General features: G+C 65.7%; 22 protein-coding genes. 9 read left to right on the forward strand and 13 right to left on the reverse strand.

Features of this window, described 5'->3' with window-relative positions; genetic code table 11:
• Positions 1–16 precede the first annotated feature (16 nt).
• The 6 genes from rodA to KH389_RS23645 are packed head-to-tail and all read right to left on the reverse strand — an operon-like array spanning position 17 to position 6,027.
• A complete protein-coding gene (rodA, locus tag KH389_RS23620; protein WP_043863944.1) occupies positions 17–1,120 on the reverse strand; it encodes a rod shape-determining protein RodA in 1,104 nt (367 codons plus the stop codon).
• A gap of 31 nt (positions 1,121–1,151) precedes the next feature.
• Entirely contained in the window at positions 1,152–3,104 is a 1,953-nt protein-coding gene (mrdA, locus tag KH389_RS23625) for a penicillin-binding protein 2 (RefSeq protein WP_054916341.1), read from the reverse strand.
• Positions 3,105–3,119: 15 nt separating this feature from the next.
• Complete coding sequence (gene rlmH / locus KH389_RS23630) at positions 3,120–3,587, reverse strand: 23S rRNA (pseudouridine(1915)-N(3))-methyltransferase RlmH (RefSeq protein WP_010222895.1); 468 nt, start codon at positions 3,585–3,587, stop codon at positions 3,120–3,122.
• Positions 3,588–3,596: 9 nt separating this feature from the next.
• Positions 3,597–4,022 carry a ribosome silencing factor gene (gene rsfS / locus KH389_RS23635; protein ID WP_088514344.1) on the reverse strand — a complete coding sequence of 142 codons (426 nt, stop codon included), beginning with the start codon at positions 4,020–4,022 and terminating at the stop codon, positions 3,597–3,599.
• 44 nt (positions 4,023–4,066) lie between these two features.
• A complete protein-coding gene (nadD, locus tag KH389_RS23640) occupies positions 4,067–4,753 on the reverse strand; it encodes a nicotinate-nucleotide adenylyltransferase (protein ID WP_043863906.1) in 687 nt (228 codons plus the stop codon).
• 2 nt (positions 4,754–4,755) lie between these two features.
• Positions 4,756–6,027 carry a glutamate-5-semialdehyde dehydrogenase gene (locus KH389_RS23645; RefSeq protein ID WP_043863907.1) on the reverse strand — a complete coding sequence of 424 codons (1,272 nt, stop codon included), beginning with the start codon at positions 6,025–6,027 and terminating at the stop codon, positions 4,756–4,758.
• 190 nt (positions 6,028–6,217) lie between these two features.
• Between KH389_RS23645 and KH389_RS23650 the strand changes: the two genes are divergently transcribed.
• Together KH389_RS23650 and KH389_RS23655 are read left to right on the forward strand one after the other, a co-directional pair.
• Positions 6,218–6,910: a DNA-3-methyladenine glycosylase gene (locus KH389_RS23650; protein WP_043863908.1), complete on the forward strand. Its 693-nt coding sequence runs from the start codon at positions 6,218–6,220 to the stop codon at positions 6,908–6,910.
• Positions 6,911–6,914: 4 nt separating this feature from the next.
• The gene (locus tag KH389_RS23655; protein WP_054916340.1) at positions 6,915–8,231 is read left to right on the forward strand and encodes a bifunctional DedA family/phosphatase PAP2 family protein; all 1,317 of its coding nucleotides are present in this window, start codon (positions 6,915–6,917) and stop codon (positions 8,229–8,231) included.
• A 3-nt stretch (positions 8,232–8,234) separates the two neighbouring features.
• Here KH389_RS23655 and KH389_RS23660 read toward each other — a convergent pair whose 3' ends face one another.
• The 3 genes from KH389_RS23660 to KH389_RS23670 are packed head-to-tail and all read right to left on the reverse strand — an operon-like array spanning position 8,235 to position 9,910.
• On the reverse strand, positions 8,235–8,825 hold the full coding sequence (locus tag KH389_RS23660; RefSeq protein ID WP_043863910.1) for an LON peptidase substrate-binding domain-containing protein: 591 nt from the start codon (positions 8,823–8,825) through the stop codon (positions 8,235–8,237).
• Between the two features lie 9 nt (positions 8,826–8,834).
• Positions 8,835–9,545, reverse strand: coding sequence for an LrgB family protein (locus KH389_RS23665; protein ID WP_173925073.1), 711 nt, complete (start codon positions 9,543–9,545; stop codon positions 8,835–8,837).
• Between the two features lie 2 nt (positions 9,546–9,547).
• Positions 9,548–9,910 carry a CidA/LrgA family protein gene (locus KH389_RS23670; protein WP_043863912.1) on the reverse strand — a complete coding sequence of 121 codons (363 nt, stop codon included), beginning with the start codon at positions 9,908–9,910 and terminating at the stop codon, positions 9,548–9,550.
• 170 nt (positions 9,911–10,080) lie between these two features.
• Here KH389_RS23670 and KH389_RS23675 point away from each other — a divergent pair, with 170 nt between their 5' ends.
• From KH389_RS23675 to KH389_RS23685, 3 genes are all read left to right on the forward strand, one after another.
• Entirely contained in the window at positions 10,081–10,536 is a 456-nt protein-coding gene (locus KH389_RS23675; protein ID WP_043863913.1) for a MaoC family dehydratase, read from the forward strand.
• 87 nt (positions 10,537–10,623) lie between these two features.
• The gene (locus tag KH389_RS23680) at positions 10,624–12,345 is read left to right on the forward strand and encodes a C13 family peptidase (protein WP_078481390.1); all 1,722 of its coding nucleotides are present in this window, start codon (positions 10,624–10,626) and stop codon (positions 12,343–12,345) included.
• 26 nt (positions 12,346–12,371) lie between these two features.
• On the forward strand, positions 12,372–13,013 hold the full coding sequence (locus KH389_RS23685) for an oxidoreductase (RefSeq protein ID WP_088514347.1): 642 nt from the start codon (positions 12,372–12,374) through the stop codon (positions 13,011–13,013).
• Between the two features lie 64 nt (positions 13,014–13,077).
• Here KH389_RS23685 and KH389_RS23690 read toward each other — a convergent pair whose 3' ends face one another.
• From KH389_RS23690 to KH389_RS23705, 4 genes are all read right to left on the reverse strand, one after another.
• Positions 13,078–13,368 carry a YceK/YidQ family lipoprotein gene (locus KH389_RS23690; RefSeq protein WP_088514348.1) on the reverse strand — a complete coding sequence of 97 codons (291 nt, stop codon included), beginning with the start codon at positions 13,366–13,368 and terminating at the stop codon, positions 13,078–13,080.
• Entirely contained in the window at positions 13,365–13,994 is a 630-nt protein-coding gene (gene ubiX / locus KH389_RS23695) for a flavin prenyltransferase UbiX (protein WP_043863917.1), read from the reverse strand. The genes KH389_RS23690 and ubiX overlap by 4 nt, the downstream gene beginning before the upstream one ends.
• Positions 13,991–15,340: a UDP-N-acetylmuramate:L-alanyl-gamma-D-glutamyl-meso-diaminopimelate ligase gene (gene mpl, locus KH389_RS23700; protein ID WP_043863918.1), complete on the reverse strand. Its 1,350-nt coding sequence runs from the start codon at positions 15,338–15,340 to the stop codon at positions 13,991–13,993. Before mpl ends, ubiX begins: the two co-directional genes overlap by 4 nt.
• A gap of 65 nt (positions 15,341–15,405) precedes the next feature.
• Positions 15,406–17,325, reverse strand: a complete 1,920-nt coding sequence (locus tag KH389_RS23705) for a sigma-54-dependent Fis family transcriptional regulator (protein WP_213606371.1) — start codon at positions 17,323–17,325, stop codon at positions 15,406–15,408.
• A gap of 265 nt (positions 17,326–17,590) precedes the next feature.
• Between KH389_RS23705 and exaC the strand changes: the two genes are divergently transcribed.
• The 4 genes from exaC (at position 17,591) to eutC (ending at position 23,005) form a co-directional block, all read left to right on the forward strand.
• Positions 17,591–19,111, forward strand: a complete 1,521-nt coding sequence (gene exaC, locus KH389_RS23710) for an acetaldehyde dehydrogenase ExaC (RefSeq protein ID WP_043863920.1) — start codon at positions 17,591–17,593, stop codon at positions 19,109–19,111.
• A gap of 175 nt (positions 19,112–19,286) precedes the next feature.
• Positions 19,287–20,729, forward strand: a complete 1,443-nt coding sequence (gene eat, locus KH389_RS23715) for an ethanolamine permease (RefSeq protein WP_043863921.1) — start codon at positions 19,287–19,289, stop codon at positions 20,727–20,729.
• Positions 20,730–20,775: 46 nt separating this feature from the next.
• Positions 20,776–22,170: an ethanolamine ammonia-lyase subunit EutB gene (locus KH389_RS23720; protein WP_054916335.1), complete on the forward strand. Its 1,395-nt coding sequence runs from the start codon at positions 20,776–20,778 to the stop codon at positions 22,168–22,170.
• 7 nt (positions 22,171–22,177) lie between these two features.
• Positions 22,178–23,005, forward strand: a complete 828-nt coding sequence (gene eutC / locus KH389_RS23725) for an ethanolamine ammonia-lyase subunit EutC (RefSeq protein ID WP_054916334.1) — start codon at positions 22,178–22,180, stop codon at positions 23,003–23,005.
• Positions 23,006–23,102: the final 97 nt, after the last annotated feature.

Genomic DNA, 23,102 nt, shown 5'->3' on the forward strand with positions numbered 1-23,102 from the left:
GAATTGTTCACCTTATTCAAACCTGCGCGATCCATTTGCGGTGCGTGTGGATCGACATCAAAACCCCAAACGCTGACAGCAGCGTCACGAGCGAAGTTCCGCCATAGCTGATGAAGGGCAGCGGCACACCCACCACGGGCAACAGGCCGCTCACCATACCGATATTGACGAACACGTATACGAAGAAGGTCATGGTCAGGCTGCCGGCCAGCAGCTTGCCGTACAGCGTCTGCGCCTGGGCCGTGATCACCAGGCCGCGACCGATCAGCAGCAGGTAGATCAGCAGCAGCGCGCAGATGCCCACCAGGCCGAATTCCTCGCCGAGCACGGCGATGATGAAGTCGGTGTGGCTCTCGGGCAGAAAGTCCAAGTGCGACTGGGTGCCGAGCAGCCAACCCTTGCCGAATACCCCACCCGAGCCGATCGCCGCCTTGGACTGGATGATGTTCCAGCCGGTGCCCAACGGGTCGCTTTCCGGGTCGAGGAAGGTCAGCACGCGCTGCTTCTGGTAGTCGTGCATGACGAAGAACCACATCGCCACCGCCACCGGCACTGCCGCCGCCAGCACGCTGAGGATCCAGCGCCAGCGCAGCCCGCCCATGAACAGCACGAACGCGCCCGAGGCCAGGATCAGCAACGCGGTGCCCAGGTCGGGCTGGCGCACGATGAGAATGAACGGCACACCGATCAGGATCAGGCTGATCATCACGTGCTTGAGGTGCGGCGGCAGGGTGCGCTTGGCCAGGTACCAGGCGATGGTCGCCGGCATGATGATCTTCATGAACTCCGACGGCTGGAAGCGGATCACCCCGGGGATGTTGATCCAGCGCGTGGCGCCCATGGCGTTGTGGCCCATCACGTCCACCACCACCAGCAGGATCACCCCGCCGACGTACGCCAGTGGCACCCAGCGCGCCATGAAGCGTGGCTCCAGCTGGGCGATGACGAACATCGACACCAGGCCCAGGCCGAACGAGGACGCCTGCTTGAGCAGCATGTCCCAGTTCTTGCCGCTGGCCGAATACAGCACGAACAGGCTGCCGGCGGCCAGGGTCAGCAGCAGCACCAGCAGCGGGCCGTCGACGTGGATGCGCTGCAGGAAGCTGGCGCGGCGGCGCATCACGTCCTCGCTGGAGAGCATGCGATCGAAATTACTCTTCACGGGCCGTTTCCTGCGCGGTTGTAGGGTTGGCTGGCGGGGCGGCCGGGGTGGTCACCGACACATTGGTCGGGGCGCCCGCGGGGTTGGCGTATTCAGGCTTGAGGCGACCGTTCTGGTCGAGCAGCCAGGCGTCCATCACCTGGCGCACCACGGGGGCGGCCACGCCGGAGCCGGACTCGCCGTTCTCGACCATCACCGACACCACGATCTTCGGGTTTTCGGCCGGGGCGAAGGACACGAACAGGGCGTGGTCGCGGTGACGCTCCTGCACCTTGTTGCGGTCATACTTCTCGCCCTGCTTGATCGCGACCACCTGCGCGGTACCACTCTTGCCGGCGATGCGGTACTGCGCGCCGATGGCGGCCTTGCGCGCGGTACCACGGGCACCGTGCATCACCATCTCCATGCCGTGGGTGACCCTGTTCCAGTCGGCCTTGTCACGCAGCACGATGTCTTCCATCGGGTTCTCGTCCACCGGGCGCACGCCCTCGACGGTCTTGGCCAGGTGCGGGCGGTTCCACTTGCCCTTGCTGGCGATCAGCGCGGTGGCCTGGGCCAGTTGCAGCGGCGTGGCCTGCATGTAGCCCTGGCCGATGCCGAGGATCAGTGTCTCGCCGGGGAACCAGGCCTGGCGCCGGGTCGCGCGCTTCCAGTCACGCGACGGCATCAGCCCGGAGGATTCCTCGAACATGTCCAGCGCGACCTTCTGGCCGATGCCGAAGCGGTTCATGTAGGCCGAAAGCCGGTCGATGCCGACCTTGTGCGCCAGGTCGTAGAAATAGGTGTCGTTGGAACGCATGATCGCCGTGTCGAGGTCGACCCAGCCATCGCCGGTGCGGTTCCAGTTGCGGTACTTGTGGTCATAGTTGGGCAGTTGGTAGTAGCCCGGGTCGAACACCCGCGAGGTGGCCGTGACCGCGCCGGTGTCCAGGCCGACGATGGCCACTGCCGGCTTGATCGTCGACCCCGGCGGATACAGGCCGCGCAGTACGCGGTTGAACAGCGGGCGGTCGATCGAGTCGCGCAGCTCGGCATAGGCCTTGAAGCTGATGCCGGTGACGAAGGGGTTGGGGTCGAAGCTCGGCTGACTGACCATCGCCAGCACTTCACCTGTGTTCGGGTCGAGCGCCACGATCGCGCCACGACGACCGCCCAGCGCCGCTTCGGCGGCTTCCTGCAGCTTGATGTCCAGGCTCAGGACGATGTCCTTGCCGGGGATCGGATCGGTACGCTTGAGCACCCGCAGCACCCGGCCACGGGCGTTGGTCTCGACCTCTTCGTAGCCGACCTGGCCATGCAGCTCGGCTTCGTAGAAGCGCTCGATACCGGTCTTGCCGATATGGTGGGTGCCACTGTAGTTGACCGGGTCGAGGGACTTGAGCTCTTTTTCGTTGATGCGCCCCACATAGCCGACCGAATGCGCAAAGTGCGCACCCTGCGGGTAATGGCGTACCAGCTGCGCCGCCACCTCCACACCCGGCAGACGGAACTGGTTCACCGCTATCCGGGCGATCTGCTCTTCGGTCAGCTCGAACAGGATCGGTACCGGCTCGAAGGGCCGACGCCCCTGGCGCATGCGTTTTTCGAACAGTGCCCGGTCGTCCTCGGTCAGCTCCAGCACCTCGACGATGGAATCGAGCACCTGCTGCCAGTCACCGGAACGCTCGCGGGTCATGGTCAGGCTGAAGCTTGGCCGGTTGTCGGCGACGATCACCCCGTTGCGGTCGAAGATCAGCCCGCGTGTCGGCGGGATCGGCTGCACATGCACCCGGTTGTTCTCCGACAGCGTGGAGTGGTAGTCGTACTGAATGACCTGCAGGTAGTACAGCCGGGCGATCAGCACGCAAATCAGCAGCACGATCGCGACTGCGCCGACCACGACGCGGCTACGCACCAGGCGGGCGTCTTTCTCGTGGTCCTTGAGGCGAATCGGCTGCGACATTGAAAAGGCTTACGACTATTTGTGGTAAGGGTGCCCGGACAACACGGTCCAGGCGCGGTACAGCTGTTCGCCGATCAGTATCCTTACCAACGGGTGCGGCAAGGTCAGCGGCGACAGCGACCAGCGCTGCTCGGCCCGCGCACAGACTTCCGGCGCCAGCCCTTCGGGGCCGCCGACCATGAAGTTGACGGTACGCGAGTCGAGGCGCCAGCGGTCCAGTTCGACCGCCAGCTGTTCGGTGCTCCACGGCTTGCCGTGCACCTCGAGGGTGACGATACGCTCGCCCGGCTGGACCTTGGCCAGCATGGCCTCGCCCTCCTGACGGATCAGGCGGGCAACGTCGGCATTCTTGCCGCGCGTGTTGAGCGGTATCTCCACCAGCTCCAGGGACAGCTCCGAAGGCAGGCGCTTGGCATATTCATGCCAACCGTCCTCGACCCATTTGGGCATGCGCGAGCCGACCGCGATCAGACGCAGACGCACGGGGCTATCTTATTCCTGGTCTTTGTTGAGCTTGGCGAAGTGCTCGTGGGTGTGCTCCGGGCTGTGGTGCTTGCCATCGGCGGCACGGCTCTGCTCGGCACCTTTCCACAGGCGCTCCAGGTCGTAGAACTGACGGGCCGAGGCGGTCATCATGTGCACGATGACGTCGTCCAGGTCCAGCAGCACCCAGTCGCTGTCGCCCTTGCCTTCTTCGCCCAGCGGACGAACGCCCTTCTCCTTGACCATCTGGCGGACCTTGTCCAGCATCGCGCTGATCTGGCGGTTGGAGGTACCGGTGGCGATGATCATGTAGTCGGTGATGCTCTGCTTGTCGCGAACGTCGATGACCAGGACGTCCTGGGCCTTGACGTCTTCAAGGGCAGCTACCGCGACCTTGACCAGCTCTTCGCCTTTAATCATTTCTTGCTTGCTCATATAAAACTCATTCAACTCGTAGGTATGAGGCGCCGTTGGCGCACTCAGTTCGGCACACGGTACAGGCCGTGCGCATCGATATAGGCCAGTACTGCGTCCGGCACCAGAAACCGCACCGACTTGCCGCTGGCCAGCAGCTGTCGGATCTGCGTGGCCGACACCGACAAGGGTGTCTGCCAGACGAATGCTATGTGCCCGGCCGGCCCCTGCAGGGCTTGCGGGTCACTCACCGAACGTGCGGCCAGCAAGTTGCGCAGGGCATCCGGCGACTCGACGTCGGCATCCGGGCGCTGAAGCACCAGGATATGACAGTGTTGCAACAACTCTTCCCAGCGATGCCAGCTCGGCAGGCCGCAGAATGCGTCCCAGCCCAGCAGCAGGAACAACTGGTCGTCAGCGGCCATTTCGGCGCGCATCAGCTCCAGCGTATCGATGGTGTAGGACGGCTTGTCCCGGGCCAGCTCACGCGCATCGACGCTCAGCAGGGGCACGCCCTCGACCGCGCGCTCGACCATGGCCAGGCGATCCTGCGCCGACACCTGCGGCATGTCGCGGTGCGGCGGGCGCGCATTGGGCATCAGGCGCAGTTCGTCCAGCGTCAGCACCTCGGCCACCTCCAGCGCACTGCGCAGGTGACCGATGTGCACCGGATCGAACGTGCCGCCGAGCACGCCGATGCGCCGGGCGGGCGACGGCGTGGCAGCAACGGCGAGCGGGCTGTGCTCGGCCAAGGTCAGAACGACTCCTGACCGCGCAGCTGGCCGTCACCGATCACCACGTACTTCTCGCAGGTCAGCCCTTCCAGGCCGACCGGGCCGCGTGCGTGCAGCTTGTCGGTGGAGATGCCGATCTCGGCCCCCAGGCCGTACTCGAAGCCGTCGGCAAAGCACGTCGGGGTGTTGATCATCACCGACGAGGAGTCGACCTCGGCGGTAAAGCGCCGGGCCTGACCCTGGTGTTCGGTGACGATCGAATCGGTATGGTGCGAACCATAGTGGTTGATGTGCTCGATGGCCGCATCCAGGCCATCGACCACGCGAATCGACAGAATCGCCGCCAGGTACTCGGTGCTCCAGTCGTCTTCGCTGGCCGGCAGTGCCTCGATGATCTGCCGGGTGCGCTCGCAGCCCCGCAGCTCCACGCCCTTGTCGCGAAACTGGCTGGCCATCGCCGGCAGGAACGCCGCGGCGACCGACTGGTCGACCAGCAGGGTTTCCATGGCGCCGCAGATGCCGTAGCGATAGGTCTTGGCGTTGAAGGCGATGCGTTGGGCCTTGTCCAGCTCGGCGTGCTCGGCCACGTACACGTGGCAGATGCCGTCCAGGTGCTTGATCACCGGCACCCGTGCGTCGCGGCTGACCCGTTCGATCAGGCCCTTGCCGCCACGGGGCACGATCACGTCGACGTACTCGGGCATGCTGATCAGCGCGCCCACCGCCTCGCGGTCGGTAACCTCGACCACCTGCACCACCGCCGCGGGCAGGTCGGCCTCGGCCAGGCCGCGCTGGATGCAGGCGGCAATGGCACGGTTGGAATGAATGGCTTCGGAGCCGCCACGCAGGATGGTGGCGTTGCCCGACTTCAGGCACAGGCTGGCAGCGTCGATGGTCACGTTGGGGCGCGACTCGTAGATGATGCCGATGACGCCCAGCGGTACGCGCATCTTGCCGACCTGGATGCCGGAGGGGCGATAGCTCATGTCGCGGATGGCACCGACCGGGTCCGGCAGGCTGGCCACCTGGCGCAGGCCGACGATCATGCCGTCGATGCGGGCCGGGGTCAGCGCCAGGCGCTCGAGCATGGCCGGCTCCAGACCATTGGCGCGACCGGCAGCCAGGTCCAGTTCGTTGGCGGCACCCAGCTCGGCGCGGGCGGCGTCCAGGGCATTGGCGGCAGCGTGCAGGGCGCGGTTCTTCTGCGCGGTGCTGGCGCGGGCAATCACGCGCGCGGCCTCACGGGCGGCGCGACCCAGGCGGGTCATGTAGTCAAGAACGGACTCAGTCATGGGCTCAGTGTCTTGGCGGAGGGGAAAATCGGCTGATTATAACTGTCATGCAGGTATACGCCCAGCGGTGTCAGGCGGATGGTCGAAAACAGTGTATGAAGATGTACCGTAGCGCGTCCCTTCGCCGGCAAGGCCGGCTCCAGCAAAGCCCCACCGCCGACCCGGACCATAAATTGCTATTATCGCGCCCATGACCGAATTCGCCCCCTGCCCGCCCCGGGCCCTCCCCGACAGCTTCTTCGACCGCGACGCCCAGACCCTGGCCAAGGCCCTGCTCGGCAAGGTAATCCGCCATCGTCAGGGCGAGCTGTGGCTGTCGGCGCGCATCATCGAGACCGAAGCCTATTACGTCACCGACAAGGGCAGCCACGCCTCGCTGGGCTACACCGAAAAACGCAAGGCCCTGTTCCTCGACGGCGGCCACATCTACATGTACTACGCCCGTGGCGGCGATTCGCTCAACTTCAGCGCCCACGGCCCCGGCAACGCGGTGCTGATCAAGTCGGCCTACCCCTGGGTGGATGCCGTCAGCGACCACAACAGCCTGGCGCAGATGCAGCTGAACAACCCCGACGCCAGCGGCCAGCCGCGCGCCGACCAGCGCCTGTGTGCCGGCCAGACCCTGCTGTGCAAGGCCCTGGGGCTGAAAGTCCCGCACTGGGACGCCCAGCGCTTCGACCCCGAGCGGCTGTTCGTCGAAGACTGCGGCATAACCGTGAAACACATTATTCAGACCACACGCCTGGGCATTCCCCAAGGGCGCGACGAACATCTGCCCTACCGTTTCGTCGACGCCGACTTCGCCGCGCACTGCACCCGGAACCCACTGCGCCGTGGGCAAGTCGAAGGCCGCGACTATTTCTTACTGACACAAGGAAACTGACACCATGGGCCCATGGCTCGACAGCCTGACCGGCTGGCTGACCGCGAACCCGCAATGGCTCGGCCTGGCAATCTTCATCGTGGCCTGCGTCGAATGCCTGGCCATCGCCGGGCTCATCGTGCCCGGCACCATCCTGCTGTTCGCCGTGGCGGTTCTCGCCGGCAGCGGCGCACTGGGCCTGAGCGAAACCCTGCTGCTGGGCTTTCTGGGCGGGCTGCTGGGCGACGCGATTTCCTACACCCTGGGCCGGCGCTTCCACCAGAACATCCGGCGCCTGCCGCTGCTGCGCCACCACCCCGAATGGATCGGCAGCGCCGAGAGCTACTTCCAGCGCTATGGCATCGCCAGCCTGCTGGTGGGGCGCTTCATCGGCCCGCTGCGGCCGATGCTGCCGATGGTGGCGGGCATGTTCGACATGCCCTTGCCACGCTTCATCGCCGTCAGCCTGTTGGCAGGTGCCGGCTGGGCGGTGGCCTACCTGCTGCCCGGCTGGGCCACCGGCGCGGCCATGCGCCTGCCGCTGCCCGAAGGGTTCTGGACCGAAGCAGGCATCATCGCCGCCGGCCTCGCACTATTGATCGGCCTGAGCATCAGCACCAGCCTGCGCAGCAAGCGCTACGGCACACGGCTGATCGCCGGCCTGAGCCTGGTAATGCTGGCTGCGGTGTTCATCGGCTGGCCGTACCTGAACGATTTCGACCAGGGCCTGATGACCCTGGTGCAGGAACACCGCCGCGCCACGCTGGACGGCACCATCGTACTGATCACCCGCCTGGGCGACTTCCGTACGCAGTTCGTGGTGGGCGGTGTGCTCACCGGCCTGCTGCTGCTGAGCCGGCAGTGGCGCCCGGCGATCTTCGCCGCCTGCACGCTGATGGGCACGGCGCTGGCCAACGGCACACTCAAGTGGCTGTTCGCCCGCGCGCGCCCCGAAGTGCTCAGCGACCCGCTGACCTCCTACAGCATGCCCAGTGGCCACAGTTCGGCGTCATTCGCGTTCTTTCTGACGCTGGCGGTGCTGGCCGGTCGTGGCCAGCCGCCACGCATGCGCCTGACCTGGATTCTGCTGGGGTGCCTGCCGGCGATGTCGATTGCCCTGTCCAGGGTCTACCTGGGTGCACACTGGCCCACCGACATCCTCGCCGGCTCGCTGCTGGCCTGCTGCGTGTGCGCCGCCAGCCTGAGCCTGGTGCAGCACCGCGAGCCGCTCGGCGCCATGCCGCTCAAGGTGTGGTGGCTGATCCTGCCGGCCTGCGCCGGCACCCTGGCGTTCTTCGCCCTGCATGCCTTGCCCCATGCCCTGCTGCGCTACCAGTACTGAGACCTAGGCGAACAACTCGCCCTGCAGCCGCTCGAGCAGCGCCTGGATCGCGTCCAGGCGCTGGCGGGGTGAATCGATGGCCAGCAGGTCGAGCTTGTCTTCATCCTCGAAGGGCAGCAGGTAGGCCAGCTGGTTGGCCAGTGCCTGCTGGCCGATGACCTCGACCGGCATGTCCAGTGCCGCCACCATCGGGTGCTCGCCCAGCGCGCCGAGCAAGGCCAGCAGGTCGTGATCGTCCTCCTCCAGGGGGGCGTCGGGCTGTTCGCTGCGCCAGTTCACGTCGGCCAGCAGCAGTTGGTCCTTCTGCACCTCGTAGGGGCCGACATCGAAGCGCCGCACACCCTCGACGCGAATGCCCAGCAGGCCGTTGTCCTGCTGCTGGAAGTCGCGTATCAACGCCTCGCAGCCGATTGTCGCGAACCCCGACGGGGCATTGCCCACCTGCTCGCCTTCGAGGATGCACACCACGCCGAACCCGCCGCCCTGCTTCATGCAGCGGCCGATCATGTCCAGGTAACGCGCCTCGAAGATCTGCAGGTCGAGCTTGCAGCCGGGGAACAGCACGGTATTGAGTGGAAACAGGGGCAATGTCATCGAATATCCTCAGGCAACCAGGCTGACCGCCAACGGCAGGAACACCGCCGTGACCACTCCCATCAGGCTCATGCCCAGGGCCGCGAAGGCCCCGGTTTCCTCGCTTTCTTCCAACGCCACCGCCGTGCCAACCGCGTGCGCACTGATGCCCAGTGCCATGCCGCGGGCTTCCGGGCTGCTCACCCCGCAGGCCGACAGCAGGGCCGGGCCGAAGATCGCCCCGATCACCCCGGTGATCAGCACGAACACTGCCGCCAGCGCCGCCACCCCGCCGATCTGCTCGGCCACCAGCATCGCAATCGGCGAAGTCACCGACTTGGGCGCCATGGTCATCAGGATCATGTGTTCGGCACCGAACCACCAGCCCAGCAACAGGCAGGCACAGGTCGCGACCAGGCCGCCGATTACCAGCGTAGTCAAGGTCGGCCACAACAGCTGGCGAATACGCCGCAGGTTCAGGTAGAGCGGGACCGCCAGGGCCACGGTGGCCGGGCCCAGCAGGATGTTCATGATTTCGGTGCTCTTGCGGTACTCGGCGTAGGACACGCCGCACGTCACCAGTACACCGATCACCACCAGCATCGATACCAGTACCGGCTGCAGGAAGATCCAGCGGGTCTTGTCATAGGCCGCCAACACCAGCTGATAGGCCCCCAGGGTGATACCGATGCCGAACAGCGGGTGGTGGATGACCGCATCGAGGGCGCCGTGCCAGTCCAGGCTCATGGCTTTTCCTCACGACGGGCCTGACGGGCAATCATCTTCTGCATGAGCACGCCACAGAACGCCAGGGCGATCAGCACCGACAGCACCAGCGAACCGACGATGGCCCAGAAGTCGGCAGCAATGTCGGCGGCGTACACCATCACACCCACTGCCGGCGGCACCAGCAGCAACGGCAGGTAGCGCAGCAGGCTGCTGGCCGCCTCGCTCAACGGCGCACTGACCTCGCCGCGCAGCATCAGGTACGCCAGCAACAGCACCAGCCCGATGATCGGCCCCGGCAGCATCGACAGAAACAGGTGATTGATCGCCGTCCCCAGCAACTGGAACAGCACGAGCCACGTCAAACCACGCAACAACATTGCACTTCTCCCTCAGGCCTGGCGGCCATTATAAGCACGCTAACGACTGGTCTATACCCCGATATTCGCTGAAACAACGGTGACTTGACCGCATCCGGTCGGCGTGCTGATCTTAAGCAGTCGAACCTGTAGCAGTCACAACAAAATCAAAGACAACCAGGAGAGTCGCAATGCCCTATGTACCCGTTGCAGAGCTGGCGCAGTACGTTGGAAAGGAACTGGGACGTTCCGAGTGGCTGACCATCGACCAGGAGCGCATCAACCTGTTCGCCGAGGCTACCGGCGACTTCCAGTTCATTCATGTGGACCCGGTGAAGGCGGCAAAAACGCCATTTGGCAGCACCATTGCCCACGGTTTTCTCACCCTTTCGCTGATTCCCAAGCTGATGGAAGACATCCTCGTGCTGCCCGAGGGGCTGAAGATGGTCGTCAACTATGGCCTGGACAGCGTGCGCTTCATCCAGCCGGTGAAGGTCGGTTCGCGGGTTCGTCTCAAGGTCGACCTGAGCGAGGCCATCGAGAAGAAACCGGGCCAGTGGCTGCTCAAGGCCACCACCACCCTGGAAATCGAAGGCCAGGACAAACCCGCCTATATCGCCGAGCCGCTGTCGCTCTGCTTCGTCTGACCCGCCCAAGGTGAAACAGCTGCCAGCGGCTGTTTCACCCGCGACAAACTGCGGCATACTCGGGGCCTGACTTGCCCGGACCCCGCCATGCGCCCATTCGTACCCCTTGCCCTGACCCTGCTGCTCGCCGCCTGTGGCGACGGTGAACCGCTGTCACCGCCCGACGCCCGCCTGCCCGATGGCGGCCGCTACCGTGGCGACGTGGTCAATGGCCTGCTGCAGGGCCCGGGGCGCATCGACTACCCCAACGGCAGCTGGTATGCCGGCAACTTCCAGCAGGGCCAGTGGCAGGGCCGCGGCGAATGGCACGGCAGCAATGGCGAGGTGTACCGCGGCGAGTTCCAGCAGGGTCTGTTTCACGGCCAGGGCGAGCTGACCACCCCGGGCAGCCACTACAGCGGCGGCTTCAAGCTTGGCCGGCGTGACGGCGAAGGCACCCTCAGGGAAGGCCAGGTACAGTATCGCGGGCAGTTCAAGGACGACCAGTACAACGGCGCCGGCGAACTGACCCTGGCCGACGGCAGCCAGTACCAGGGCCTGTTCGCCAAGGGCAAACCCCACGGCGAAGGCATCCGCAGCGATGCCAGTGGCAACCAGTTCAGCGGGCGCTTCGTCGACGGCCAGTTGCAGGGCAGCGGCACCTTCAACAGCGCCGAAGGCGACCAGTACATCGGCGAATTCAAGGACAACCACCTGCAAGGTCGCGGCCGTTACGAAAACGCCGATGGCGACGTTTGGATCGGCCAGTTCCGCGACGGCTCGCTGACCGGCAAGGGCGAGCTGTTCGGCAGCGACGGCAGCCACTACAAGGGCGAGTTTCGCGACTGGCGCTTCGCCGGCCAGGGCCGTCTGCAATTGCCCGACGGCAGCCTGTACGTCGGCGGTTTCGAAAACGACACCTACCAGGGCAAAGGCCGGCTGACGCAGGTCGACGGCAGCGTCGAAAGCGGCCACTGGGTCAACGGCCTGCGCGTGCGCGACGAACACGGGCGCCTGTTGCCCGACCCCCTGGAGCTGGCCCTGCTCAAGCAGGGCACCCTGCTCGACAAGGCGCTGGCCCAGGTACCGGCCTCCACCCCGGCCATCGAACTGTACAGCCTGGCCCTGGCCGGCGATGGCAACCAGAGCGTGTTCATGCGCGAGGCCGACTACGTCAGCGACATGCTCAAGACCCGTTTCGGTGCCACTGGCCAGGTCGCCCTGGTCAACCACCGCGACCACATGGCCGACCGCCCCCTGGCCACCCGCGAGAACCTGGCGCGGGCCGCACGCACCCTGGCCGAGCGCAGCGGCCCCGAAGACCTGGTGTTCATCTACCTGACCAGCCACGGCAGCCACGAACATGAACTGGTGCTGGATCTGCCGCGCCTGCAACTGGCCGACCTGCCCGCCGATGAACTCTCGGCCGCGCTTGCCCCACTAAAGGAACGTGACAAGATAATCGTGATCTCTGCGTGCTACTCGGGGGGTTACATCGATTCACTCAAGGACGACAAGACCTTGATCATGACCGCATCGCGTGCCGACCGGGTGTCGTTCGGCTGCTCCGAAGAGGCCGACTTCACCTATTTCGGCGAAGCACTGTTCGCCCGGGCACTGAACCAGACCGACGACCTGCAGCAGGCCTTCGAACTGGCCAAGACCACGGTGCAGCAGCGCGAGCAGGCCGATGGCTTCGAGGCTTCCGAACCTCAGCTGTGGGCGCCGCAACGGGTGCTGCAGCACTGGCAGAAACTGCGCCAGCAACAGGCACGAAAAGCACTGCAAAGTGCCGATGCGGTACAAGCAGAAAATACAAGCAGCCACTAAGCTGACTGTATCAAGGGAGAGACATCATGTACCTGACGCCTCAGCACATCCTGATTGCCGGAGCCACCGGGCTGACTGGTGAGCATTTGCTGGATCGGCTGCTCAACGAGCCGACCGTGAGCCGTGTGCTGGCCCCCACGCGCCGGCCGCTGGCCGAACACCCGCACCTGGAGAACCCGGTCGGCGACCCGGCGGTGTTCCTGCCGCAGTTGAGCGGCCGGGTGGACATCGCCTTCTGCTGCCTGGGCACCACCATCAAGCAGGCAGGTTCGGAAACGGCGTTTCGCGCCGTCGACCTGGACATGGTGGTGGCGTTCAGCAAGCGGGCGCGGGAAATGGGTGCACGGCACCTGCTGGTGGTCAGCGCGATTGGCGCCGACCCCAAGTCGTCGGTGTTCTACAACCGGGTCAAGGGCGAGATGGAACAGGCACTCATGGCGCAGGACTGGCCGCAATTGACCATCGCGCGGCCGTCGGTGCTGCTGGGCGAGCGTATCGAGCCTCGGCTCGGTGAACAGTTTGCCGGGCCGTTGTCGCGGCTGCTGCCGGGCAAGTACCGCGGCATCGAAGCCTGCCAACTGGCGCGGGCGCTGTGGCGCCTGGCGCTGGAAGAGCAGGACGGGGTCCGCATTGTCGAGTCGGATGAGCTGCGCAAACTGGGTAAATGATCCGAAGGCAGGCTCCTGCAAGGGTCGGTGTAGGAGCCGGCCTTGCCGGCGAAGAGGCCGGGGGCTACAACCCACCCGTTGCCTGAAACCCCACCCCCAGCACCGTCAGCACCGACAACGGCAGCAACACCGTATCGAGCAGTGCACTGCCCGGCAGGTCCAGCCCCGGGTACGCCGGTGCCGGCGCGCCAAAACGGTCTTCAGGGCAGCAACCGCCCCGCAGCGCATACAGATCCAGCCGCGTACCCGAATACACCACCGGTGCCCCCGGCTTGGCCGCATCCAGCGTGCGCACCGTGGCGCAGCCGCTGCTCAGTGCCAGCACCGCCAGGCCTGCCACCAGCAGCGCCTTCACTCCTCGCCGCCAACATGGTGCTCGCCCCAGCGCGGCAGCATGTCCTGCGGAACATCCAGCAGGTTGAGAATCCGCGCCACCACAAAGTCCACCAGGTCGTCGATGGTCTGCGGTTGGTGATAGAAGCCCGGCGAGGCCGGCAATATCACCGCGCCCATCTGCGACAGCTTGAGCATGTTCTCCAGGTGGATGGTCGAGAAAGGCGCCTCGCGCGGCACCAGAATCAACTGCCGGCGCTCCTTCAGGGTCACGTCTGCGGCCCGCTCGATCAGGTTGTTGCAGGCCCCGGTGGCGATTGCCGACAGCGTGCCGGTGGAACAGGGCACCACCACCATCGCTGCCGGCGCCCCGGAGCCCGAGGCCACCGGCGACATCCAGTCCTCGCGCCCGTATACCCGGATCTGCCCGGCCGCAGCGCCGGTGTACTCGGTCAGAAACGCCTGGATCGACTGCGGCTTGGCCGGCAACACCACGTCGGTCTCGGTCGACATCACCAGTTGCGCAGCCTTGGAGATCAGAAAGTGCACCTCGCGGTCTTCACGCACCAGGCAATCGAGCAGGCGCAACCCGTACTGCGCCCCGGAGGCACCGGTCATGGCCAGCGTGATGCGCTCCGGGCCGCTCATCGCAGTGCCTCGGCCAGCTTGCCGTGCAGCCCGCCAAAGCCGCCATTGCTCATGATCACCACCTGGGTGCCCGGCGCGGCCTGGCTTTTGACCCGCTCGATGATCGCCTCGAGACTGTCGGCGACAATCGACGGCACCGTGCACTCGGCGGCGGTGGCGGCCAGGTCCCAGCCCAGATTGGGCGGTGCATACCAGATCACCTGGTCGGCATCGCACACGCTCTGGGGCAGGCCATCACGGTGGGCGCCCAGCTTCATGGAGTTGGAGCGCGGCTCGATCACCGCGATCAACGGGGCGTCGCCGATGCGCTTGCGCAGCCCGTCGAGGGTGGTGGCAATGGCGGTCGGATGGTGGGCAAAGTCATCATAGATGGTCACACCCTGGACTTCAGCGACCTTTTCCATGCGCCGCTTGACGCTCTTGAACGCGCTCAAGGCGGCAATCCCGATGGCCGGCACCACGCCCACATGGCGGGCAGCGGCCAGGGTGGCCAGGGCGTTGGCCACGTTGTGCTGGCCGGTCAGCTCCCACTCCACCACGCCCTGGGCTTGGCCTTCAAAACTGACTTCGAAGCGCGAACCGTCGGCGCTGAGCAGTTTCACCTGCCACTGACCACCGGCGCCGGTGGTCTGCACCGGGGTCCAGCAGCCCATCTCGATCACCTTCTGCAGGGCCGGCTCGGTGGTGGGGTGAATGACCAGGCCTTCGCTCGGAATGGTGCGTACAAGATGGTGGAACTGGCGCTCGATGGCAGCCAGATCAGGGAAGATGTCTGCGTGATCGAACTCGAGGTTGTTCAAAATGGCGGTGCGCGGACGGTAGTGGACGAACTTGGAACGCTTGTCGAAGAACGCGCTGTCGTACTCGTCGGCCTCGACCACGAAGAACGGCGTGGCGCCCAGGCGCGCCGACACCGAGAAGTTCTGCGGCACACCGCCGATCAGAAAGCCCGGGCTCATACCGGCATGCTCCAGCACCCAGGCCAGCATGCTGCTGGTGGTGGTCTTGCCGTGGGTGCCGGCCACGGCCAGTACCCAGCGGCCCTGCAGCACGTGGTCAGCCAGCCACTGCGGGCCCGATACGTAGGGCAGGCCCTTGTTCAGCACGTACTCCACCGCCGGGTTGCCCCGCGACAGTGCGTTGCCGATCACCACCAGGTCGGGGGCCGGCTCCAGCTGGGCGGCGTCATAGCCTTGATGCAGCTCGATGCCCTGGGCCTGGAGCTGGGTGCTCATGGGGGGATAGACGTTGGCGTCGGAGCCGGTGACGCGGTGGCCAAGCTCCTTGGCCAGCACCGCCAGCGAGCCCATGAAAGTACCGCAGATACCGAGAATATGAATGTGCATGGTCGACCTCACGAAACGTGGAGGCAGGGTAGCTTAGGGTGGGAAAAATCGCATCCTGAGTTTGCCTAGGCGCCCCGTGCAATCCCGTGCTTGCGCAGCTTGCGGTACAGCGTATTGCGGCTGACCCCCAGTTGCGCCGCCACCTGGGTCATGTGCCAGCGCTTGTGCTCCAGCGCCTGCAGCAGCGCGGCCCGCTCGGCGTCGTCCAGCGGGTGTTCGGCCTGCGGCCTGGCCACCGTGGGCTCGAGCGCTGCCGGGGGCTGGCGCACTACCGGCGGCAGGTCGTCGAATGCGATGCGGCCATCCTCGCACAGGGCCACCAGGGTACGCAGCACATTGCGCAACTGGCGCACGTTGCCGGGCCAGGCAAATTCCAGCAGCGCCCGGCGTGCCGACGGCTCTAGCCGCACAGGTTGGCCCGCGGCTTCCTCGGCGAGGACAAAGTCGAGCAACTGCGCCTTGTCGCTGCGCTCACGCAATGCCGGCAGGGCGACCTCCAGGCCATTGAGGCGGTAATACAGGTCTTCGCGAAAGCTGCCGGCCTCGACCCGGCCCAGCAGGTCACGGTGGGTGGCACTGATGATGCGCACATCCACCGCCTGCGGCTCGCCGCCGATCGGTACCACCTGGCGCTCCTCGAGCACCCGCAGCAGGCGCGTCTGCAGGGCCAGCGGCATGTCGCCGATCTCGTCCAGCAGCAAGGTGCCACCGTCAGCCTGTTGCAGCTTGCCGCGCATGCCCTCCTTGCGCGCCCCGGTAAAGCTGCCGCCGCGATAGCCGAACAGCTCGCTCTCGATCAGGCTCTCCGGGATCGACGCACAGTTGAGCGCGACGAACGGTTTGCCCGCGCGCTGGCTGGCCTGGTGCACGGCCTTGGCGAAGGCCTCCTTGCCGCACCCGGTTTCGCCGTTGAGCAGCAGCGGCACGTCGCGCTCGAACACCCGTAGCGCACGCCGAAAATCCTGTTGCAGTGCCGGGTCGACCAGGCAGATGCGTTGTGCCGGCATTGGCGTGCTGGTGGCCGACGGTGCAAGCGGTGGCGCCACCGCACGGGCCTGGCCGCGCAGGCTGGCGAACAGCACACGGCCATCGCGGGTACGCAGCGGCCAGCTGGTGCTGGCGGCCGCCGTGGCACGCCCGAGCAGTTCATCCAGCGCGCAGTCGAAAAACGCCTCCACTGGCTGGCCGAGCAGCCCACCGCGTGCCGCTGCCAGCAGGTTCAGCGCACTCTGGTTGACCGCACAGATACGCCCCTCGCCATCGAACGCCAGCAGCCCCTCGCTGAACAGCCCGACCGATTCGGCCTGCAGGTGAAAGCGCAACAGCCAGTGGTTTTCGAAATGGCGCAGGAAGTAGCAGCTCTCGATCATCTTGGCCGAGAGGTTGACCAGCGCCATGGTGTGGAACTGGCTCTGGCGCGACATGTCGGGGCGCGCCGACGACACGTCGAGCACTGCCAGCAGCTCGCCCTGCGGATCGAACACCGGGCTGGCCGAGCACGTCAGCCCGGTATGGCGCCCGCGAAAGTGTTCATCCTGGTGAATGGTCAGGGCCTGGCGCTCGACCAGGCAGGTGCCGATACCGTTGGTGCCTTCGCAGGCCTCGCTCCAGTCGGCGCCCAGCCAGAGCCCGGCGCGCTCGAAGATGCGCCGCTCGGTGGGTGCGGTGACGCAGTTGAGGATCACCCCGCGCGCATCGGTCAGCAGAACCGCGTGCCCGGCGCCGCAGAGTTGCTGGTGAAGGCTGTTCATCTCGTTGCCGGCGATCTGCAGCACCTGCTGCAGGCGCTCACGGCTCTCCAGCAGCCGCCCGTGCTCGAGCACGGTGGGCGCAACGCTCTGGGCCGGGTCGAGGTGGTAGTCCTCCAGGCAGCGCAGCCAGGAACGGGCGATCGACGGGTCGCTGCCCGGCCCCTGCAACAACGCCTTGCCCTGGGTGACGGTGAGCACTTGCCGGGCGTGCCGGCTCAGGTGATTGCTCTGCACTTTTTATTGTTCTCCGCACACGAGATGAACCCAGCATCCTCCTGCCGCCAGTGCATTGCAATGGTGGCGGGACCGTCGGGTCACGTTGTGTGCCACAACGGGTACAGAGTGTCACCCAGGCTGTGCCGGGGCTGGCACACAGCGCCTGCGGGGCGCTCTCCGCGCCGCGCCAAGCCCTTGATTTCACTAGGCCACCGGGCAGTGGCCCGTGCCTTGCACTACGCTTTACATCCTCCCTACAAGCACAATAGCCAGGAGACACACCATGCGTTACGCACATCCCGGTACCGACGGCGCGATCGTTTCCTTCAAGAGCCGCTACGGCAACTACATCAACGGCGAGTTCGTGCCACCGGTCAAAGGCGAGTACTTCACCAACACCTCGCCGGTCAACGGCCAGCCGATTGCCGAGTTCCCACGCTCCAGTGCCGAAGACATCGACAAGGCGCTGGACGCCGCCCATGCGGCCGCCGATGCCTGGGGCACCACCTCGGTGCAGGCACGCTCGCTGATCCTGCTGAAAATCGCCGACCGCATCGAGCAGAACCTCGAACTGCTGGCCATCACCGAAACCTGGGACAACGGCAAGGCGGTACGCGAAACCCTCAACGCCGACATCCCGCTGGCCGCCGATCACTTTCGCTACTTCGCCGGCTGCCTGCGCGCCCAGGAAGGCAGCGCCGCTGAAATCGACGGCAACACCGTGGCCTATCACATCCACGAACCGCTGGGCGTGGTCGGGCAGATCATCCCGTGGAACTTCCCGATCCTGATGGCCGCCTGGAAGCTAGCCCCGGCCCTGGCCGCCGGCAACTGCGTGGTGCTCAAGCCGGCCGAACAGACCCCGCTGGGCATCAGCGTGCTGCTCGAAGTGATCGGCGACCTGCTGCCACCGGGCGTGCTCAACGTGGTGCAGGGCTATGGCCGTGAAGCCGGCGAAGCGCTGGCCACCAGCAAGCGCATCGCCAAGATCGCCTTCACCGGCTCCACCCCGGTGGGTTCGCACATCATGAAATGCGCTGCCGAGAACATCATCCCCAGCACCGTGGAACTGGGCGGCAAGTCGCCGAACATCTTCTTCGAAGACATCATGCAGGCCGAGCAGAGCTTCATCGAGAAGGCCGCCGAAGGCCTGGTGCTGGCGTTCTTCAACCAGGGCGAGGTGTGCACCTGCCCGTCGCGCGCACTGGTGCAGGAATCGATCTACCCGGCGTTCATGCAGGAGGTGATGAAGAAGATCAAGCAGATCAAGCGTGGCGACCCGCTGGACACCGACACCATGGTCGGCGCCCAGGCCTCCGAGCAGCAGTTCGACAAGATTCTCTCGTACCTGGAAATCGCCGAGAAGGAAGGCGCCGAACTGCTCACGGGCGGCAAGGTGGAAAAACTCGAGGGCAACCTGTCGACCGGTTACTACATCCAGCCGACCCTGCTCAAGGGCACCAACAAGATGCGCGTGTTCCAGGAAGAGATCTTCGGCCCGGTGGTCAGCATCACCACCTTCAAGGACGAAGCCGAGGCCCTGGCCATTGCCAACGACACCGAATTCGGCCTGGGCGCCGGTGTATGGACCCGCGACATCAACCGCGCCTATCGCATGGGCCGCGGCATAAAGGCTGGCCGCGTATGGACCAACTGCTACCACCTGTACCCGGCGCACGCCGCGTTCGGCGGGTACAAGAAGTCCGGCGTGGGTCGTGAAACCCACAAGATGATGCTCGACCACTATCAGCAGACCAAGAACCTGCTGGTGAGCTACGACATCAATCCACTGGGCTTCTTCTAGGAAACCCGGCTGCAAGCGGCAAGCTTCAAGCAGCAAGAAAAAGCAGACCCCATGCGATTTGCCTTCTCTTGCGGCTTGCAGCTTGAAGCTTGCAGCTGTTCTGGCCCCTTTCGTGCAAGACCATCACCACAGGCCGGCACCCGCCGGTGACTAAAAAAAGAACAGGTGAATCCCCATGCCAAGCGATCATTCCGGCAACGCGCCGGCTTCCGTCGATTTCGAAAAGGTCGGTTCCGAGTATTTCCAGCAACGTGAACTGAAAAAAGGTGCCGCAGGCTGGGTCCTGCTGGTGGGTCTGGGCGTCGCCTACGTGATCTCCGGCGACTACGCCGGGTGGAACTTCGGCCTGGCCCAGGGTGGCTGGGGCGGCATGTTCCTGGCCACGCTGCTGATGGCCACGATGTACCTGTGCATGTGCTTTTCGCTGGCCGAACTGTCCTCGATGATCCCCACCGCCGGCGGTGGCTACGGCTTCGCCCGCAGCGCCTTCGGGCCCTGGGGCGGGTTTCTGACCGGCACCGCGATCCTCATCGAATACGCCATCGCCCCCGCCGCCATCGCAGTGTTCATCGGCGCGTACTGCGAATCGCTGTTCGGCATCGGCGGCTGGGTGATCTACCTGGCGTTCTACATCATCTTCATCGGCATCCACATTTTCGGCGTGGGCGAAGCGCTCAAGCTGATGTTCATCATCACCGCCGTGGCCGCGATTGCCCTGGCGGTGTTCCTGATCGCGATGGTGCCGCACTTCGATTCGAACAACCTGTTCGACATCGCCAAGACCGACGCAGCCGGCGCCAGCAGCTTCCTGCCGTTCGGCTACGTCGGCGTGTGGGCGGCAATCCCCTACGCCATCTGGTTCTTCCTGGCGGTCGAAGGCGTGCCGCTGGCCGCCGAAGAAACCAAGAACCCCAAGCGCGACCTGCCCCGCGGCCTGATCGGTGCGATGCTGGTGCTGCTCAGCTTCGCGCTGCTGATCCTGGTGATCGGCCCGGGCGGCGCCGGCGCCGAAGCACTGAAAAGCTCGGGCAACCCGCTGGTGGAGGCGCTGGCCAAGGCCTACGGCGGCTCGACCTGGATGGGCGGCTTCGTCAACCTGGTGGGCCTGGCTGGCCTGATCGCCAGCTTCTTCTCGATCATCTACGCCTATTCACGGCAGATCTTCGCCCTGTCGCGCGCCGGCTACCTGCCGCGCAAGCTGTCGCAGACCAACCGCAGCAAGGCTCCGGTACTGGCGCTGATCATCCCCGGCATCATCGGCTTTGCGCTGTCGCTGACCGGCCAGGGCGACCTGCTGATTCTGGTGGCGGTATTCGGCGCTACGCTGTCCTATGTACTGATGATGGCCGCGCACATCACCCTGCGCATAAAACGCCCCAAAATGGAGCGTCCGTACCGGACCCCGGGCGGCATCTTCACCTCGGGCGTGGCGCTGGTGCTGGCCTGCCTGGCGGTGGTCGCAGGTTTCCTGGTCGACCCGCGGGTGGTGATTGGCGCTGCGATCATCTATGGCGTGCTGATTGCGTACTTTGCCTTCTACAGCCGACACCACCTGGTGGCCGGCACGCCGGAGGAAGAGTTTGCCGCGATCCAGAAGGCCGAAGAGGCCTTGCACTGACCGCCCCGCGCCGCAGGCCTGGCCTGCGGCGCCATGGAGATTGCGTATGAGCAGTTTTGTACACACGGTGGGCACCCAGACCTACCGCTTCGACAGCCTCAAGGACGTCATGGCCAAGGCCAGCCCGGCCCGCTCCGGCGACTTTCTCGCCGGGGTGGCGGCCGGCAACGACGCCGAACGGGTGGCCGCGCAGATGGCGCTGGCCGATATCCCTCTCAGTCACTTCCTCAGCGAGGCGCTTATCCCTTACGAAGACGACGAAGTCACCCGCCTGATCATCGACACCCACGACAAACAGGCCTTTGCCGCCGTCAGCCACCTGACCGTGGGCGGGCTGCGCGACTGGCTGCTGAGCGAGCAGGCCGACGAAGACAGCCTGCGCGCCCTGGCCCCGGGGCTGACCCCGGAAATGGCCGCTGCGGTCTCGAAGATCATGCGCGTGCAGGACCTGGTGCTGGTGGCGCAGAAGATCCGCGTGGTCACGCGCTTTCGCGGCACCCTGGGCCTGCGCGGGCGCCTGTCCACCCGCCTGCAGCCCAACCACCCCACGGATGAGCCGGCCGGCATCGCCGCGAGCATTCTCGACGGCCTGCTGTACGGCAACGGCGACGCCATGATCGGCATCAACCCGGCCACCGACAGTATCGCCTCGATCTGTGCCCTGCTGGAGATGCTCGACGCGATCATCCAGCGCTACGACATCCCCACCCAGGCCTGTGTGCTGACCCACGTCACCACCTCGATCGAGGCCGTCAACCGCGGCGTACCGCTGGACCTGGTGTTCCAGTCCATTGCCGGCACCGAGGCGGCCAACGCCAGTTTCGGCATCAACCTCAACCTGTTGCAGGAAGGCTACGACGCCGGCCTGAGCCTGAACCGCGGTACCCTCGGGCAGAACCTGATGTACTTCGAGACCGGCCAGGGCAGCGCGCTGTCGGCCAACGCGCACCATGGCGTCGACCAGCAGACCTGCGAAACCCGGGCCTATGCCGTGGCACGGCATTTCAAGCCGTTTCTGGTCAACACCGTGGTCGGCTTCATCGGCCCGGAGTACCTGTACAACGGCAAGCAGATCATCCGCGCCGGCCTGGAAGACCACTTCTGCGGCAAGCTGCTGGGCGTGCCGATGGGCTGCGATATCTGCTACACCAACCATGCCGAGGCCGACCAGGACGACATGGACACGCTGCTGACGCTGCTGGGGGTGGCCGGGATCAACTTCATCATGGGCATCCCCGGCTCCGACGACATCATGCTCAACTACCAGACCACCTCGTTCCACGACGCGCTGTACGCACGCCAGACCCTGGGCCTGAAACCGGCCCCGGAGTTCGAGGCGTGGCTGGCGCGCATGGGCATCTTCACCCAGGCCGATGGCCGGGTGCGGTTTGGCGACAACCTGCCACCGGCCTTCCGCCAGGCGCTGGCGCAACTGGGATAAGCGAGCCATGGACAAGCAACCCACGCAGCACGACAACAGCGACAACCCCTGGCTCGACCTGCGCCGCCTGACCCCGGCGCGCATCGCCCTGGGGCGCACCGGTACCAGCCTGCCGACCCGCGCACAGCTGGACTTCCAGTGCGCCCACGCCCAGGCCCGCGATGCCGTGCACCTGGCATTCGACCATGCGGGCCTGCGCGAACAGCTGAGCGAACGCGGGCGCGACAGCATTCTCTTGCACAGTGCCGCCAGCGACCGCCACAGCTACCTGCAACGCCCGGACCTGGGGCGGCGCCTGCATGAGGAATCGGCCCGGCAACTGCGCGAGCACGCCCAGGCCAACCCGGGCGGGGTCGACCTGGCGATCATCGTGGCCGACGGCCTCTCGGCCCTGGCGGTGCACCGGCACACGCTGCCGTTTCTCAACCGTCTGCAGGAGCACATCGATGCCGAGGGATGGTCCACCGCCCCGGTGGTGCTGGTGGAGCAGGGCCGGGTGGCGGTGGCCGATGAAGTCGGCGAATTGCTGGGCGCGAAAATGACCGTGATCCTGATCGGCGAACGTCCGGGCCTGAGCTCCCCCGACAGCCTGGGCCTGTATTTCACCTACAGCCCCAGGGTCGGCCTCACCGACGCCTACCGCAACTGCATTTCCAACGTACGCCTGGAGGGGCTGAGCTACGGCATGGCCGCCCACCGCCTGCTGTACCTGATGCGCGAGGCCTGCCGTCGGCAGCTCTCGGGGGTCAACCTGAAGGATGAAGCCCAGGTCCAGACCCTGGAATCAGACGCCGACACCCCTAAAAATGGAAACTTCTTACTCGGCAATGATTGAGAACTGACCACTTTTTAGCGGATTGCGCTTTTTTCGCGCTTTAGGCAGCATCTGGGGTGACGGCTGCCCGAGGTTCGCCGCCACTCCCCATGGACCC

The sequence above is a fragment of the Pseudomonas qingdaonensis genome, assembly GCF_018398475.1.
Lineage (GTDB): Bacteria > Pseudomonadota > Gammaproteobacteria > Pseudomonadales > Pseudomonadaceae > Aquipseudomonas > Aquipseudomonas palmensis.

Excerpts from the sequence above, each read along its gene's own strand:
- KH389_RS23645 (WP_043863907.1), bottom strand. The coding sequence starts at position 6,027 with ATGACTGAGTCCGTTCTTGACTACATGACCCGCCTGGGTCGCGCCGCC.
- rsfS (WP_088514344.1), bottom strand. The coding sequence starts at position 4,022 with ATGAGCAAGCAAGAAATGATTAAAGGCGAAGAGCTGGTCAAGGTCGCG.
- mrdA (WP_054916341.1), bottom strand. The coding sequence starts at position 3,104 with ATGTCGCAGCCGATTCGCCTCAAGGACCACGAGAAAGACGCCCGCCTG.
- KH389_RS23660 (WP_043863910.1), bottom strand. The coding sequence starts at position 8,825 with ATGACATTGCCCCTGTTTCCACTCAATACCGTGCTGTTCCCCGGCTGC.
- eat (WP_043863921.1), top strand. The coding sequence starts at position 19,287 with ATGCCAAGCGATCATTCCGGCAACGCGCCGGCTTCCGTCGATTTCGAA.
- exaC (WP_043863920.1), top strand. The coding sequence starts at position 17,591 with ATGCGTTACGCACATCCCGGTACCGACGGCGCGATCGTTTCCTTCAAG.
- ubiX (WP_043863917.1), bottom strand. The coding sequence starts at position 13,994 with ATGAGCGGCCCGGAGCGCATCACGCTGGCCATGACCGGTGCCTCCGGG.
- KH389_RS23670 (WP_043863912.1), bottom strand. The coding sequence starts at position 9,910 with ATGTTGTTGCGTGGTTTGACGTGGCTCGTGCTGTTCCAGTTGCTGGGG.
- KH389_RS23655 (WP_054916340.1), top strand. The coding sequence starts at position 6,915 with ATGGGCCCATGGCTCGACAGCCTGACCGGCTGGCTGACCGCGAACCCG.
- KH389_RS23680 (WP_078481390.1), top strand. The coding sequence starts at position 10,624 with ATGCGCCCATTCGTACCCCTTGCCCTGACCCTGCTGCTCGCCGCCTGT.
- eutC (WP_054916334.1), top strand. The coding sequence starts at position 22,178 with ATGGACAAGCAACCCACGCAGCACGACAACAGCGACAACCCCTGGCTC.
- mpl (WP_043863918.1), bottom strand. The coding sequence starts at position 15,340 with ATGCACATTCATATTCTCGGTATCTGCGGTACTTTCATGGGCTCGCTG.
- rodA (WP_043863944.1), bottom strand. The coding sequence starts at position 1,120 with ATGCGCCGCCGCGCCAGCTTCCTGCAGCGCATCCACGTCGACGGCCCG.
- KH389_RS23685 (WP_088514347.1), top strand. The coding sequence starts at position 12,372 with ATGTACCTGACGCCTCAGCACATCCTGATTGCCGGAGCCACCGGGCTG.
- KH389_RS23720 (WP_054916335.1), top strand. The coding sequence starts at position 20,776 with ATGAGCAGTTTTGTACACACGGTGGGCACCCAGACCTACCGCTTCGAC.
- KH389_RS23675 (WP_043863913.1), top strand. The coding sequence starts at position 10,081 with ATGCCCTATGTACCCGTTGCAGAGCTGGCGCAGTACGTTGGAAAGGAA.
- KH389_RS23650 (WP_043863908.1), top strand. The coding sequence starts at position 6,218 with ATGACCGAATTCGCCCCCTGCCCGCCCCGGGCCCTCCCCGACAGCTTC.